We start from the raw sequence: 13161 nt of genomic DNA, 5'->3' as shown, positions 1-13161 counted from the left end.
AGCCCGCTCCCACATTGGACTGCGTTTATCCTGGAGGAACGCAGTCGAGTGTGGGAGCGGGCTTGCCCGCGATGGGGCCCTCCGCCTCGCTGGATAATTTACAGGCTCAACTGCCGATTCGACGCCTTGATGAACTCCCGCTTCAAATCCTCAAACGTGTGCACCGCCGGGAAATGGGGAAACTCATCCATCACATTCTGCGGCGCATGGAACAGGATCCCACGATCAGCTTCGCCCAGCATGGTGGTGTCGTTGTAGGAATCACCGGCCGCGATCACGCGGTAGTAAAGCGACTTGAACGCCAATACCGATTGACGCTTGGGGTCTTTCTGACGCAGTTGGTAGCTCACCACCCGGTCGTGTTCATCGGTGATCAGGCGGTGGCAGAGCAAGGTCGGGAAGCCCAGCTGGCGCATCAGTGGCTGGGAAAATTCGTAGAAGGTATCGGACAGGATCACCACCTGGAAACGCTCGCGCAGCCAGTTGACGAATTCGACGGCACCGTCCAAAGGCTTGAGAGTGGCGATCACTTCCTGGATATCGGCCAGCTTGAGCCCGTGCTCGTCGAGGATACGCAGGCGCTGCTGCATCAGCACGTCGTAGTCGGGAATGTCGCGGGTGGTTGCACGCAGGGATTCAATACCGGTTTTTTCGGCAAAGGCAATCCAGATTTCCGGAACCAGCACCCCTTCCAGGTCAAGACAGGCAATTTCCACAAGACACTCCCATTGAATTTATTAGTTGAGCGGGCAAAAGGACTGCCGAACTCTAGCGACTCAAGCCCGCCGCCGCAACGCACGGCAGATTTTGATACCATCGCCGCCTATAGAGCGCTCAGCGCCACTGACCTGTAGGAACCGTCCTGATGAACCAAGCCTTCGACGTCGTTGAACTCGCCACGACTTATGCCAACAAGTCTGCCCAGGATATTCTCAAGCTGGCGTTCAGCCAGTTCGGCGATGACCTGTGGATTTCCTTCAGCGGTGCCGAGGATGTGGTGCTGGTAGACATGGCCTGGAAGCTGAACAAGAACGTCAAGGTGTTCAGCCTCGACACCGGCCGCCTGCACCCGGAGACCTACCGGTTTATCGAACAGGTGCGTGAGTTCTACAAGATCGACATCGAACTGATCTCGCCGGACCAGAGCAAACTGGAGCCCTTCGTCAAGGAAAAGGGCTTGTTCAGTTTCTATAAGGACGGCCATGGTGAATGCTGTGGCATCCGCAAGATCGAACCGCTGCGCCGCAAGCTTGCGGGTGTAAGTGCCTGGGCCACCGGCCAGCGCCGCGACCAGAGCCCCGGCACTCGCAGCCAGGTGGCGGCGCTGGAAATCGACACGGCCTTCTCTACCCCGGAACGCACCCTGTACAAGTTCAACCCGCTGGCGCAGATGACCAGTGAAGAGGTCTGGGGTTATATCCGCATGCTGGAACTGCCTTACAACAGCCTGCATGAGCGCGGGTTTATCAGCATCGGCTGCGAGCCCTGCACCCGGCCGGTATTGCCCAACCAGCATGAACGGGAAGGCCGCTGGTGGTGGGAAGAAGCCACACAGAAAGAATGCGGGCTGCATGCGGGGAATATCATCAGCAAGGCATGAGCCTGGCAAACTGGTGTGGTAAAAATGTGGGAGGGGGCTTGCTCCCGATAGCGGTGGGTCAGTTGCAGATTTTCTGACTGATATACCGCTATCGGGAGCAAGCCCCCTCCCACATTTTGTTTTGTGCGCAGCATAAAATGTACACAACCTTGTAACCATCGGTGCCATTTTTGTGTGCAACTCATATTCTGGCGCACCAAAACGTAACATCCATCTCTGCTAGTTTCCACGCACCCGAACCACACTATTCCCAATCAAAAATAAATACCTGTTCAAACGGTCAATTTATATTGCTTTTAATTCAGTAGTTTATTCAAAAGCACTATTAAAACGAAATTACCCACGTTTTTCATATAACGAAAACTGGCACGCATGTGGCTTAGTGAGATGCACGCTTTGTATACAATCAATACAAAACCTACATACACTTTGCCATCCGCCGCTATGCTGCAGATGTGCTGGAGCCTGCCGGAATGCGTACAAGTCTCTCGAGCAACATCGCACTGGATCTGCCCTCCTCCAACTTGAATCCCGCAGCTGCAAGCCCCGGCCCGCTGGTACTCAGCCCACGCCTGCACAACAAGGACCTGGCCCCCACCAAGGTTGAAGGCCGCCGCTGGGGGCGCTACAGCATCTTTGCGTTGTGGACCAATGACGTGCACAACATCGCCAACTATTCATTTGCCATCGGCTTATATGCGTTGGGCTTGGGCGGCTGGCAGATATTGCTGTCCCTGGGGATCGGCGCGGCACTGGTTTACTTTTTCATGAACTTGTCTGGGTACATGGGGCAGAAAACCGGCGTGCCGTTTCCGGTGATCAGCCGCATCAGTTTCGGTATCCACGGCGCGCAGATTCCGGCCTTGATCCGCGCAGTCATTGCGATCGCCTGGTTCGGCATCCAGACCTACCTGGCATCGGTGGTTTTCCGCGTGTTACTGACGGCGATTCATCCGGGCTTTGCCGATTATGACCACAACTCGATCCTCGGCTTGTCGACCCTGGGCTGGGCGTGCTTTGTGGCGATATGGCTGGTGCAGTTGGTGATCCTCGCCTATGGCATGGAGATGGTGCGCCGTTATGAAGGGTTTGCCGGACCGGTAATTCTGCTGACCGTGGCTGCGTTGGCCGGTTGGATGTACTTCCAGGCGGGCGGCGTGATTGCCTGGTCGATCCGCGAACCACTGAGCGGCGGCGAGATGTGGCGCAATATCTTTGCTGGCGGCGCATTGTGGCTGGCGATCTATGGCACCTTGATCCTCAACTTCTGCGATTTCGCCCGCTCATCTCCATGCCGAAAGACCATCAAGGTCGGCAACTTCTGGGGCCTGCCGGTGAATATCCTGGTGTTTGCCGCCATTACCGTGCTGCTGTGCGGCGGGCAGTTTCAACTCAATGGCCGGGTGATCGAAAGCCCCACCGAAATTATCGCAGCGATCCCCAACACCTTCTTCCTGGTGCTCGGTTGCCTGGCCTTCCTGATCGTCACGGTGGCGGTGAACATTATGGCCAACTTCGTCGCCCCGGCCTTTGTGCTGAGCAACCTGGCGCCCAAGTACCTGAATTTCCGTCGCGCCGGGTTGATCAGTGCCTTCGTTGCCGTGCTGATCCTGCCGTGGAACCTCTACAACAGCCCGTTGGTGATTGTGTACTTCCTCTCTGGCCTGGGCGCACTGCTGGGGCCGTTGTACGGGGTGATCATGGTTGATTACTGGCTGATCCGTAAAAGCCAGGTGGATGTGCCGCAGCTGTACAGCGAAGACCCCCAAGGCATTTATTACTACAGCCATGGGGTAAATATGCGTGCGGTGGCGGCGTTCATTCCTGCAGCGGTGATCGCCATCCTGCTGGCGCTATTGCCGGGGTTTGCCAGTGTCTCACCGTTTTCCTGGTTGTTTGGCGCAGGCATCGCCGGGTTGCTGTACCTGCTGATCGCCAAGCGTCAGCCGTTCTACGCCGATGTCAGCGGCGAAAGCATTGCCGTCGATAACGTCAGTCATTAAACAAGGACTTTCCATGCGTATCCTCGTGGTCAACGTCAACACCACCGAATCCATCACCGAGACCATTGCCCAGCAAGCACGGGCCGTAGCGTCACCGGGCACCGAGATTGTCGGACTCACCCCCTACTTCGGCGCCGAATCGGTGGAGGGCAATTTTGAAAGCTACCTGGCGGCCATCGCCGTGATGGACCGGGTGATGGCCTACGATCAGCCGTTCGATGCGGTGATCCAGGCCGGCTATGGCGAACATGGTCGGGAAGGTTTGCAGGAATTGTTGAATGTGCCGGTGGTGGATATTACCGAAGCGGCCGCCAGCACCGCGATGTTTCTGGGGCATGCCTACTCGGTGGTGACCACCCTGGACCGTACCGTGCCACTGATTGAAGACCGGCTGAAACTCGCCGGCCTATACCAGCGTTGTGCGTCAGTGCGCGCCAGCGGCATGGCGGTGCTGGAGCTGGAAGAAGACCCGCTGGCTGCCATGGAGGCAATCGTGCACCAGGCGGAACTGGCGATTCGCGACGATAAGGCTGAGGTGATCTGCCTGGGATGTGGGGGCATGGCCGGATTGGATGAACAGATTCGCCAGCGCACCGGGGTGCCGGTGGTGGATGGGGTGACGGCGGCGGTGATGGTTGCCGAGTCGTTGGTGAGGTTGGGGTTGTCGACATCCAAAGTCAGGACCTATGCGGCGCCAAGACCCAAGAAAGTTGTGGGTTGGCCGAGCAAGTTCGGCCACTGAGGTTTTAATGTGGGAGGGGGCTTGCCCCCGATGGCGGTGTACCAGCCGACTTATCTGTAACTGACCCACCGTAATCGGGGGCAAGCCCCCTCCCACACTTGGAACTGTTTTCACTTTTAGATGGCACTGAATCTTTGGCCTAACTGCTGCTCGGCAAACTGCTCAATGATGAAATCCACAAACGCCCGGGTCTTGCCGGGCAACAGTTTGTGTTCGGCGTAGTAGATGGAAATATTGCCATCGTTCACATACCAATCCGGCAACACCCGCAGCAACTTGCCGCTCGCCAACCAGGGCACAGCAAACGGCATGCTCACCAACGCAACGCCCAGCCCCTGGTCGGCGGCGATGCAGGCGGCTTGGGAGTCGCTCATGGTCATGCGCGGCTTGAGGTTCAGCGGACCGTGTTCGCCCTTGCGATGAGTCAGTTGCCAGGAGCGCACGCGACCGGTTTGCGGTGAGCGAATCAGGATGCCGTCGCAGCGCTCCAAGTCCTCGGGCTGTAACACCGCCGGCCGTGCTGCCAGGTAATCGGGGGATGCCACCAACACCCGATGCGCTGGCGCCAGTTTGCGCGCCACCACGCCCAGGGGTAGCTCGAACCCGCCGCCAAGTGCCGCGTCGAAGCCTTGGCCAATCAGGTCGACCTGGCGATTGTCGAAATGCCAGTCCGGAATGATATCGGGATAACGTTTTAGGAATTCACCCAGCAGCGGCACGATATACAAGCAGCCGACCACTGTGCCCATGCTGACCTTGAGCGTGCCCACCGGCCGCCCTTCGGCGCTGGCCAGGTTGGCTACGGCATTCTGGATGGTGGTGAGGCTGGAGCTGACCTCGGCAAGGAACAGCTTGCCGGCTTCGGTCAGGGCGAGACGTCGGGTACTGCGTTGGAACAGCCGTACACCCAGGCGCGCTTCCAGTTTCGCAACGCTCTTACCCACCGCTGCCGGGGTCAGGCTCAGGTGCCGGGCGGCCTCGGCAAAACTACCGCCCTCGGCGCTGCGCACGAAGCATTCGATACTGCCAAAGCTCTCCATATCGCCCCACTCTAAACTTTTGGTTTACACAGACTATAGCAATCGCGGTCTACCGGCTTGGGTGGGTGAGGTCGATACTCGGTCCATCAACTACTCGGAGATCGACATGACCACACAAAATCTCATCGGCAAAGTCGCCTTGATTCAAGGCGGTTCCCGCGGCATCGGCGCCGCCATCGTCAAGCGCCTCGCCGCGCAGGGTGCAGCGGTTGCCTTTACCTACGTCAGCTCGGCCTCCAAGGCCGAAGCGTTGCAGAACGACGTGATCAGCGATGGCGGCAAAGCCTTGGCGATTCAAGCGGACAGCGCTGATGCCACGGCAATTCGCAATGCGGTCAATGCCACTGTCGAAGCGTTCGGGCGCCTGGATATCCTGGTGAATAACGCCGGCGTGCTGGCCATCGCCCCACTGGAAGATTTCAAGTTGGAAGACTTCGATCAGACCCTGGCAATCAACGTGCGTAGCGTATTTATCGCCACCCAGGAAGCCGCCAGGCATATGGGCGAAGGGGGTCGGGTGATCAATATCGGCAGCACCAATGCCGAGCGCATGCCGTTTGGTGGCGGCGGGCCTTATGCGATGAGCAAGTCGGCACTGGTGGGCTTGACCAAAGGCCTGGCGCGAGACCTGGGGCCGCGAGGCATCACCGTCAATAACGTGCAGCCCGGGCCGGTGGATACCGATATGAACCCGGCCAACAGTGACTTTGCCGAAAGCTTGATCGGGTTGATGGCGGTGGGCCGGTATGGGCATGTGGAAGAGATTGCCAGCTTTGTGGCGTATCTGGCCGGGCCGGAAGCCGGGTACATCACCGGTGCCAGCCTGACCATCGATGGTGGCTTCAGCGCCTAGTTTTTTGGAGAGCTGCAAAACCAAATGTGGGAGCAAGCCTCCTCCCACATTTTGCCCTATGTTGAATCAGGCCATGGGTGGCAAACCATAGGCCGCCAAATCGAAATCCGCGAGCTTGCGGATGATCTGGTCAGCATGCTGGTACTTGCTGTCCGCCATCGCCTCATCGGGCACTGCAATGGCAGTCATATGGGCAGCCTTCGCCGCGGTCACGCCGAACGGCGAGTCTTCGAACACCAGGCAATCCTCCGGCGCCACACCCAGACGGCGCGCGGCGGTCAGGAAGATATCCGGCGCAGGCTTGGCAGCGCCGACCTCCGGGTCGTCCGCCGTAACGATAGTGTCGAAGAGGCCAAACCATTCGCGGTGCAGGGTGGTCTTGTGGCCAAACGAATTGCGCGACGAACTGGTGCCCACCGCAATCGGAATATTGTGCGCCTTCAAATGCCGCACCAACGCCTCGGCGCCTGGCATGCCCAGCGCCTTGGGAAAACGCTCGCTCATCAGCGGCTCGCGGATCTCCAGGAACTCGGCGGGTGTGATCGGCAAGTCCAGCGCCTTGACCACGTAATCGGCCAAGTCTTGGGCACCACGCCCAATGATGTGCTGCTTGATCCCCCAGTCATAGGTACGGCCGTAGCGCTCGGCAATGATCTGCGTGACTTCGGTGTAGATGCCTTCGGTATCCAGCAACAACCCGTCCATATCGAAAATTACGGCCTTGATTGGACCGACTGCTGTACGCGGTGCATTCATCACAACAAAACCCTGGGGTAAGACTAAAAGGATTCAGCACAATAACGGCCCTCGTTGCCTGCAAGCAACCTTCGTTGCCCACGATGAGCAATTCATACCAGGCAACAGTTTCACCAGCCGACACCCACAGCGGCCGTCTAGGGTTTATCAAGGCAGAGCGATCAACCATTGACTCGCACAGGAAAATAAATCTTGCAAACCTTATAAAAGACTTATTAATCTCCGATGAATTCAATCCACTGGACGCGAAAATCCGTCAAACAATTGCTTCGGCTACATTCGTACCATCAGCAACAGGTCCGCGATGCTGTGTCCGCTCTTGAGCGAATGCCCGATGCAGTCAACGTCAAGGCGCTGGTTAACCATCCTCACAGCTATAGATTGCGGGTAGGTAATTACCGCGTCCTCTTCGACTGGGATGGCAGCATCCAGGTGGTCAGCATCCAAGAGGTTAAAAAACGTGACGAGCGAACCTACTGCCGTACAGATCATCCACAATACGGAGGGCAAGCCAGCCTTTGTGGTGATTCCCTATGAACACTATGTGGCGCAGCAAAACGATCCAAACCTGATCCCCCACGCGGTAGTCAGCCGCCTGGTGGATGGCGCGACACCTATCCGAGCCTGGCGCGAACACCTGAACCTGACCCAGGAAGAGGTCGCCAGGCGCCTGGGTATTTCACAACCTGCCTTTGCCCAGCAAGAGGCGGTCAATAAACCTCGACGGACCACGCGGGAAAAAATTGCCAAGGCGTTCGGAATCAATGCCAGCCAACTGGAGATATAAACGTCATCCCGCAAGATTCGCGCGCCCCTTTACCTCAAATCGAGCTCAAGCATGCTCTATCGTTTAGCCGCCGACGGCCTCGTGCTGTTTCATCTGACCTTTATCCTGTTCGTGCTGTTCGGCGGCCTGCTCACCCTGAAAAGGCCCCGGGTGATGTGGCTGCATTTGCCCGCCGTTATCTGGGGCATCGCTGTGGAGGTGCTGCACCTGCCCTGCCCGCTCACCCGCTGGGAAAACCTGTTGCGCCACCTGGCCGGGCAAGAGGGTTATGGCGGCGGGTTCATCGAGCACTACATCCTGACGCTGATCTACCCCGCCGGCCTGACCGCGAATATTCAGTTGGTGCTGGGGGCCGTGGTGGTGCTGGTTAACCTGGCGGTGTATGGGCGGGTTATCCGGCGTTACGTACAGGCTTGAGACAGCTGCGCTGGTGAAGAATCAACCCTCCTCAATCCGTTCGCAGACGCCGCCATGTCCGAAGCCTTCGAAGTCCCCAGCCCCCACGAAAAACACCTCGAGCACACCACCGAACACGCCCACGGCCGCGGCGACACCTTCGCTAGCCGCATTGCCGTGATGACAGCCATCATGGCCACCGTCGGCGCCATGCTCAGCTACCAGGCCGGCTCCAGCGAAAGCACAGCTGCGATGGACAAGAACAACGCCGCCATCATCAAGACCGAAGCCGCCAACCAATGGAACTACTACCAGGCCAAATCCAGCCGCCAGAACCTGGCGGAACTGGCCACCCATATTCCCGGCGTGGATGCGGCGCACTATAAGGACGAGATCGAGCGCTACAAACACCAGAAGGAAGACGTGCGCAGGCAAGCCGAGAAACTGGAGGCCACGTCACGGGAATGGGATCAGAAATCCGAGCAGGCACTGCACCAGCACCACCGCTGGGCCCAGGCAATGACAGCGATTCAGATCGCGATTTCGTTGGCGGCGATTACCTTGCTCACCCGTAAGGAGTGGCTCAAACGCATGTCGTATACGGCCGGCGCAGTGGCTGTGGTGCTGGGCAGCCTGGCATCGCTACATATCTGACCCAACGCGGGCAAATGTTGGAGGGAGCTTGCTCCCGATGGCGGCCTGACATTCGCCACCTACACATGAAACCTTGGCCGATTGATTTCAATCTGCCTGCTGAGCGCTTAGAGTGTCGCCCCTCGAGAATTGAGTCTCGAGATTGAGCCCATGGAGTTACAAGTGAAATACGTCAGTAAAGTAGTTGCAGCAGCCGTTCTCGGTTTCACCCTGGCAGGTTGCACCGGCACCGCCATGAAAACCCCGCAATACGACGCCAGCCAATACACCGTCCTCGGCCATAGCGAAGCCAGCGCCACCGGCATCATGCTGCTGGGCGTTATCCCGATCGGCCAGAACAACCGTTTCGTACGCGCCCAGAATGCCGCCATCAAGGCCAAGGGCGGCGATGCGCTGATCAACACCCAAGTGCAGGAAAAGTGGTTCTGGGCCTGGGTACTGAACGGCTACACCACCAAGATTTCCGGTGATGTGATCAAGTTGAAAACCGCGCAATAAAGCACGAAATTGCCCGGGCGCCGACCCCGGCAAGCGACGTATCATGGGCCGGACTTTCGAGGATGGCCCATGAACCTCAGTATCGTTTACGCCCTCGCCGCCGCCGCGCTGTTCGGCGCCAGCACCCCGCTCGCCAAAAGCCTCGGCCTGGGCCTCTCGCCCATACTGCTCGCCGGCCTGCTCTACTTCGGCAGCGGCATTGGCCTTGCCGGCGTACGCCTGATCCGCGATCGCGGCTGGGCACCTGCCAGGTTGACCCCATCGGAATGGCCCTGGCTACTTGGCGCCATCGCCTTCGGCGGCATCCTCGGACCCGTCGCCCTCATGTTCGGCCTGACCCGTACCGCCAGCGCCACCGCCTCGCTGATGCTCAACCTTGAATCGGTATTGACCGCCGTGATCGCCTGGGTCGTGTTCAGGGAAAACGCAGACCGCCGCATCGTGCTTGGCATGATCGCGATTGTGCTGGGCGGCGTGGCGTTGTCATGGACCGGCGCTGGCGGCGCCAGCCAGGACTGGACCGGGCCGCTGGCCGTTGCGCTGGCGTGTTTGTGCTGGGGCATTGATAACAATCTGACGCGCAAAGTGTCTGCGTCTGACGCGCTATTTATCGCCGGCGCCAAGGGTTTGATTGCGGGGATTGTGAATTGCAGCCTGGCGTTTTACCTCGGGGCGCAAATTTCCGGCCTGGCACAACTGGCGCCGATTCTGCTGGTGGGGTTCCTGGGGTATGGGGTCAGCCTGGTCATGTTTGTGCTGGCGCTACGCGGGCTGGGCAGTGCGCGCACCGGCGCCTACTTCTCGACCGCGCCCTTCCTCGGCGCCGCAGTGGCCTTGCTGGTGTTTGGAGAGTCGGTGACTGTGGCGTTCTGGATTGCCTCGGCGCTGATGGCCGTAGGTGTGTGGCTGCATCTGACGGAACGGCACGCCCATGAGCATCTGCACGAAGCCACGGAACATGGGCATCGGCATGTGCATGATGAACATCATCAGCATGAGCATGGGTTTGAGTGGGATCCGAAGGAGGCCCATAGTCATGTGCATGTTCATGGTGAAATGAGGCATAGCCATGCGCATTTTCCGGATGTGCATCATCGGCATAGGCATTGAAAGTGGTGCGGATGTATCAGGGCGGCTCTATTGGCCGCCCTGGTGGAGAGCAGGTCCGTTTAAGCGTGGTGGCCCGTGTAGCCTTTATGCTCATACTCCCACCCCCTGCATGCCAACCCGACATGCTTGGGAATCAGCGCAGCACCACTGCTGTACGCGGTGATAGTCCTACGAGAAAAGCCCAGTTCAACAGCAGCTGCGGAAAGGGATAAATTGTTACTGAGCATCCACTTTCTGAAATCCTGGGTCAGCATGACCTCACCAGATTGCTCCAACGCCAGACGGTGCAGCGTGACAGCGGACAGTTCCAGGTCATTACCCCATGTCACATCAAAGCCCCACTCACCCACTACCACTTGGCTGAATAGCGCCAAATCCAAGAGTGGTGTGAGCACAGGAAAAGTATTTATATGATCGGTGAGGTCAACAGTGTGTCGCTTACCGTTGTTCCATTCGATCTCTAAGGCATGCTTGCCGGCAACTGGTTGCACAGCAGAAATGCGAAGCTTGCTGGTCATATGTCAGTCCCTCCGGTTTTGTTCATCCCATACCCGTTTAAGATCAGCGATATGAGCTTTTGCCCAAAGCAGGGCAGCTTTCAAGGCTTTCTTCTCGGCGCCTGTACCGAGCACAACAAACCCTTCTATCTGAACCAGCGACTCACCATCCGGCGTCTGCACGTGAAAATGCGGCGGCGCGTGGTCGTCGGGATAGATTTTTGTTTTCCAGTTTCATTCAGTGGTAGCCATGACGGCAGATGCTAGAGAAATATTTTCTCTAGCACTACCTCACTTTTTTAACCAGGCACCGAACTTTGTGTTTCTTTCGAAACCTTGGAGACGGCTAGACCGAGAGCCGCGATAGTAGCCAATCATATAGGCAACGTCCTACACGCCTAGCAGAAGTGGGGGCTCCCGTTTCAAAATCGCTATGTCTATAGTCACCCGGTCGCCCACATGGCGACCGGGTTTGGCGACTCGACTATAAGATGGCAGAAGCCTCCCGGCTGATTTGCGGGATGCCCCTGCACGCAATAAGCTACTCAATGGTAGCTGTGCGTGGGAGACCCTCGGGTCTGCCGGTCTTTGTCCGTTCTTATGCCGGTTCGCCAACCTGCGTGCAGTTGCCACCTTTTGTTTGGCGACAAACAGGTGGCTTCTCCCCCTCTAAGCGAACGGACTTTACGCATGAACCAATACATAGCCCTCACCAGCAACGACAGCGCCACCCCTGCCCTTTTTGTCGACACCACCGTGCCGCTGGAAATACTCCTCGACGCCGCGACCTATCGGCTTCGTGCCGTTACACAAGTCCTTGAGAACCTTGCTCTACGCGGTGAAATCAGTAGTGATGCGGTGGTGCTCAGTGATTTTGCACTGCTCTGCTCAATTCCTCTGCGGGACGGGTGCGATTTGCTCGATGTCATTGGACGACGGATGGATGTGCCGAGCATATGACCTGAAAAACTAAGTTTTCAAACTCAAAAACCACAAACCCTCTAGCTTCTTCCGAAGCCAGAGGGTTCGTTTGATTCGAATTTGGTGGGGTCAAGATCAACCATTCACTCGTCTGTTTTTATAAAAATCACTGTTAGGCATGCGTGTAAAAGTATACATTCCCAACATCTGTATACGATGTATACGAGCGAGATTGAGGAGTCTTTTATGGCATCACCCGTGCTGTCATTTCGTGTGGAAGAGGAATTGGTTGAACAGCTTGATCAGTTGTCATTGGCAACGGATCGCGACCGCCAATATCACCTCAAGCGCGCCTTGGCTCGTTACGTTGAGGCCGAGTCATGGCATATCAACGCAATCGCTGAAGGTATCGCAGACGCAGAGGCAGGCAACCTCATAGATATGGACGCCGTTAAGGCTAAGTGGGTAAACCGTGCCAAAAATCGTGTTGACGGAAAAAGCGGACAGTGATCTAGAGTCGATCTACGAATACTATGAGTCACGCTTGGGGGCAGAAGCCGCCGAAGGGGTGGTAGCTCAAATCATTGAGGCGCTCGAACAGTTGGAAATGTTTACAGGCTTGGGCAGGCCCTCTCAAATTCCAGACGTCAGAGAGCTGATCCTGTCCAAATTTCCTTTCATCGCCCCCTATCGCCTTGCTCACGGAATAGTACAGATTCTGCGTATCCTGCATCAGCGTATGGAGCGCTCTGAAGACTGGTAATTACCAGCGCTTACCAGCGCTCTACGTCGTCGTATCGCCTATGACAGCGTGGACGTCATCGGCATGCGGCAGCTGACCCTGGGCATTCAACGAACCCCGTGTTCCCATGGATGTTCCCATATGGGCCTTTCTCGCCGCCCTGAAAACACAAAACCCCTAAAAACTTTAACGTTTTCAGGGGTTTTGTCGTTTCAAATTTGGCGGTGAAGGAGAGATTCGAACTCTCGATACAATTTCTTGTATACACACTTTCCAGGCGTGCTCCTTAAGCCACTCGGACACTTCACCGTATCTCGGCAAACCAGTTCAGTCTGTCGAGGCGCGCTAATGTAGTCGAAAGCCTTTCTGATGGCAAAGGTTTTTTTCAGAATTTTCATGCGGTTAGATGGTTATGCCGTGGCGCGCCCGGTAATGGGCGGTGTTTCTGCCATTCTTGGGCAGGCCCAGCACCGGTTTTGCGGGACTGCTGCGCTGTGCTGCGGGGCGTCTACCCTTGGGGATAGAGGAAAAGCCTGACTGGGTAGTCAGTCACAGCGCTTTA

The 13161-nt window shown here is 57.3% G+C and carries 17 protein-coding genes, 1 tRNA gene and 1 pseudogene; 13 read left to right on the top strand and 6 right to left on the bottom strand.

Annotation, left to right across the window (positions count from 1 at the left end; translation table 11 throughout):
• Positions 1–98: 98 nt before the first annotated feature.
• On the bottom strand, positions 99–716 hold the full coding sequence (gene thrH, locus NMB39_RS07655; protein ID WP_057023149.1) for a bifunctional phosphoserine phosphatase/homoserine phosphotransferase ThrH: 618 nt from the start codon (positions 714–716) through the stop codon (positions 99–101).
• A 149-nt stretch (positions 717–865) separates the two neighbouring features.
• On the opposite strand from thrH, the gene NMB39_RS07650 reads away from it, so the two are divergent.
• The 3 genes from NMB39_RS07650 to NMB39_RS07640 all read left to right on the top strand — a co-directional run bounded on the left by NMB39_RS07650 (position 866) and on the right by NMB39_RS07640 (position 4345).
• Positions 866–1600: a phosphoadenylyl-sulfate reductase gene (locus NMB39_RS07650; RefSeq protein WP_043047100.1), complete on the top strand. Its 735-nt coding sequence runs from the start codon at positions 866–868 to the stop codon at positions 1598–1600.
• A 473-nt stretch (positions 1601–2073) separates the two neighbouring features.
• Positions 2074–3603, top strand: coding sequence for an NCS1 family nucleobase:cation symporter-1 (locus NMB39_RS07645; RefSeq protein ID WP_367236340.1), 1530 nt, complete (start codon positions 2074–2076; stop codon positions 3601–3603).
• A gap of 13 nt (positions 3604–3616) precedes the next feature.
• A complete protein-coding gene (locus NMB39_RS07640) occupies positions 3617–4345 on the top strand; it encodes an aspartate/glutamate racemase family protein (RefSeq protein WP_057023151.1) in 729 nt (242 codons plus the stop codon).
• Positions 4346–4461: 116 nt separating this feature from the next.
• On the opposite strand, the gene NMB39_RS07635 is transcribed toward NMB39_RS07640, so the two are convergent.
• Entirely contained in the window at positions 4462–5385 is a 924-nt protein-coding gene (locus tag NMB39_RS07635; protein ID WP_057023152.1) for a LysR family transcriptional regulator, read from the bottom strand.
• 106 nt (positions 5386–5491) lie between these two features.
• On the opposite strand from NMB39_RS07635, the gene NMB39_RS07630 reads away from it, so the two are divergent.
• Positions 5492–6238: a 3-oxoacyl-ACP reductase family protein gene (locus NMB39_RS07630; protein WP_046071640.1), complete on the top strand. Its 747-nt coding sequence runs from the start codon at positions 5492–5494 to the stop codon at positions 6236–6238.
• Positions 6239–6304: 66 nt separating this feature from the next.
• Here the strand turns inward: NMB39_RS07630 and NMB39_RS07625 are convergent, their stop codons facing one another.
• Positions 6305–6994: an HAD-IA family hydrolase gene (locus tag NMB39_RS07625; protein WP_043047105.1), complete on the bottom strand. Its 690-nt coding sequence runs from the start codon at positions 6992–6994 to the stop codon at positions 6305–6307.
• Positions 6995–7219: 225 nt separating this feature from the next.
• On the opposite strand from NMB39_RS07625, the pseudogene NMB39_RS07620 reads away from it, so the two are divergent.
• From NMB39_RS07620 to NMB39_RS07595, 6 genes and pseudogenes are all read left to right on the top strand, one after another.
• Positions 7220–7471: pseudogene (locus NMB39_RS07620) on the top strand (type II toxin-antitoxin system RelE family toxin); the annotation flags it as partial.
• Complete coding sequence (locus tag NMB39_RS07615) at positions 7413–7781, top strand: helix-turn-helix domain-containing protein (RefSeq protein ID WP_057023153.1); 369 nt, start codon at positions 7413–7415, stop codon at positions 7779–7781. The pseudogene NMB39_RS07620 and the gene NMB39_RS07615, both read left to right, overlap by 59 nt.
• Before the next feature lie 51 nt (positions 7782–7832).
• Complete coding sequence (locus NMB39_RS07610; protein ID WP_494339450.1) at positions 7833–8198, top strand: DUF2784 domain-containing protein; 366 nt, start codon at positions 7833–7835, stop codon at positions 8196–8198.
• Positions 8199–8252: 54 nt separating this feature from the next.
• Complete coding sequence (locus NMB39_RS07605) at positions 8253–8831, top strand: DUF4337 domain-containing protein (protein WP_198720914.1); 579 nt, start codon at positions 8253–8255, stop codon at positions 8829–8831.
• 162 nt (positions 8832–8993) lie between these two features.
• Positions 8994–9329 carry a hypothetical protein gene (locus NMB39_RS07600; RefSeq protein WP_046071635.1) on the top strand — a complete coding sequence of 112 codons (336 nt, stop codon included), beginning with the start codon at positions 8994–8996 and terminating at the stop codon, positions 9327–9329.
• A gap of 69 nt (positions 9330–9398) precedes the next feature.
• On the top strand, positions 9399–10439 hold the full coding sequence (locus NMB39_RS07595; RefSeq protein WP_494339451.1) for a DMT family transporter: 1041 nt from the start codon (positions 9399–9401) through the stop codon (positions 10437–10439).
• Positions 10440–10498: 59 nt separating this feature from the next.
• On the opposite strand, the gene NMB39_RS07590 is transcribed toward NMB39_RS07595, so the two are convergent.
• Both NMB39_RS07590 and NMB39_RS07585 read right to left on the bottom strand, forming a co-directional pair.
• Positions 10499–10957: a DUF2442 domain-containing protein gene (locus NMB39_RS07590; protein WP_056845672.1), complete on the bottom strand. Its 459-nt coding sequence runs from the start codon at positions 10955–10957 to the stop codon at positions 10499–10501.
• Between the two features lie 3 nt (positions 10958–10960).
• A complete protein-coding gene (locus NMB39_RS07585) occupies positions 10961–11119 on the bottom strand; it encodes a hypothetical protein (RefSeq protein ID WP_494339452.1) in 159 nt (52 codons plus the stop codon).
• 507 nt (positions 11120–11626) lie between these two features.
• Here NMB39_RS07585 and NMB39_RS07580 point away from each other — a divergent pair.
• The 3 genes from NMB39_RS07580 to NMB39_RS07570 all read left to right on the top strand — a co-directional run bounded on the left by NMB39_RS07580 (position 11627) and on the right by NMB39_RS07570 (position 12620).
• Positions 11627–11896, top strand: coding sequence for a hypothetical protein (locus NMB39_RS07580; protein ID WP_057023157.1), 270 nt, complete (start codon positions 11627–11629; stop codon positions 11894–11896).
• 207 nt (positions 11897–12103) lie between these two features.
• Positions 12104–12367 carry a CopG family ribbon-helix-helix protein gene (locus NMB39_RS07575; RefSeq protein WP_057023158.1) on the top strand — a complete coding sequence of 88 codons (264 nt, stop codon included), beginning with the start codon at positions 12104–12106 and terminating at the stop codon, positions 12365–12367.
• Positions 12330–12620, top strand: coding sequence for a type II toxin-antitoxin system RelE/ParE family toxin (locus NMB39_RS07570; protein WP_057023159.1), 291 nt, complete (start codon positions 12330–12332; stop codon positions 12618–12620). Before NMB39_RS07575 ends, NMB39_RS07570 begins: the two co-directional genes overlap by 38 nt.
• A 198-nt stretch (positions 12621–12818) precedes the next feature.
• On the opposite strand, the gene NMB39_RS07565 is transcribed toward NMB39_RS07570, so the two are convergent.
• Positions 12819–12908, bottom strand: a tRNA-Ser gene (locus NMB39_RS07565).
• Between the last annotated feature and the right edge of the window lie 253 nt (positions 12909–13161).

The organism is Pseudomonas sp. FBCC-B545 (assembly GCF_059134095.1).
This window is presented reverse-complemented; position numbering and strand designations above follow the sequence as displayed.